This is a genomic window from Vibrio sp. VP6 (assembly GCF_028823755.1).
GTDB lineage: Bacteria > Pseudomonadota > Gammaproteobacteria > Enterobacterales > Vibrionaceae > Vibrio > Vibrio parahaemolyticus.
Genome location: NZ_JAPEID010000156.1, coordinates 1 through 925 on the forward strand (window position 1 = coordinate 1; position 925 = coordinate 925).

The 925-nt window shown below is 40.5% G+C and carries 1 protein-coding gene; it reads right to left on the reverse strand.

The features are described 5' to 3' along the window. Nucleotides 1-63: 63 nt before the first annotated feature. Nucleotides 64-855 carry an HNH endonuclease gene (locus OU793_RS24640; RefSeq protein WP_140104169.1) on the reverse strand — a complete coding sequence of 264 codons (792 nt, stop codon included), beginning with the start codon at nucleotides 853-855 and terminating at the stop codon, nucleotides 64-66. Between the last annotated feature and the right edge of the window lie 70 nt (nucleotides 856-925).

The following is a 925-nucleotide window of genomic DNA, read 5'->3' on the forward strand; positions in this document are numbered from 1 at the left end:
TAAACACAAAACGCAACGCATAGCAAAAATGCCAAGCGTTGCGAATCACTCTTAAACAGATTGTTAGGCATAATTGCGATTGTAAATTTCCTTCAATTTTTCCACTGACATAGCAGGTTTATCTGTATGAATCATGGCATGGCAATTAGGGCAAAGAGGAACTAGGTCTGTTTCTGGGTTAATAATATGCTCACCGTCGCTATGAGCTAAATCTACTCGGTGATGTACATGAATATAATCACGCCCTATATCTCCATATAGATTTTGAAAGTTCATTCCACAAACTTGGCAGCTGCAACCAAAGTGACGTATGCACTTTTCACGTGCCGATCGATCTCGCTCAATTGCAGTCGATGTTACCGAATACCTTTTACCTTCAAAGTGCACAATAGCGTTCGATTTCTTCGTACCCTTACACTTCGCTAATGTCCACCTGACATTCTCACCTTTTGCTACGTTAAATTCAGATGCTTCCCATAGTGCTTCAGGGTCAATGTCAGTTAAAGCAGCTTGCCGTTGATGGGAATAGCCAATAATTGAATTCTCAGAATCAAAAATATATGGTCCTGTAATCTCAAAGACACATTTTCTTTTACCATTTGCCGTAACTATAACTTGATCACCAAGCTCAACTTCTGCATACAGGTTCCACAAACTTGGCCCTGCCATCATGGAATTGTTTACATCAGGCTGTATAGTTTTTAGCTTATTTGCTATTTCAGTAGAATTACTTGGAGCCAATTCTGAAATATCCCCGATACTTGACCAACCAATAGCAATTCGTCCAATTTCTATCGTTCTTTCGAGCGCTTTTTGTGACTCTTTATGATGAGCAACTAATCGCCATATTTGCATGTGTTCTCCTTATGCCTAACGCCCAATTAAGGTGTGAAGCACGCGACCACTACACTTGACTAGGACGCCG

What these genes read in the sequence shown, in the direction of transcription:
- OU793_RS24640 (WP_140104169.1), bottom strand. Translation starts at nt 855, where the DNA reads ATGCAAATATGGCGATTAGTTGCTCATCATAAAGAGTCACAAAAAGCG.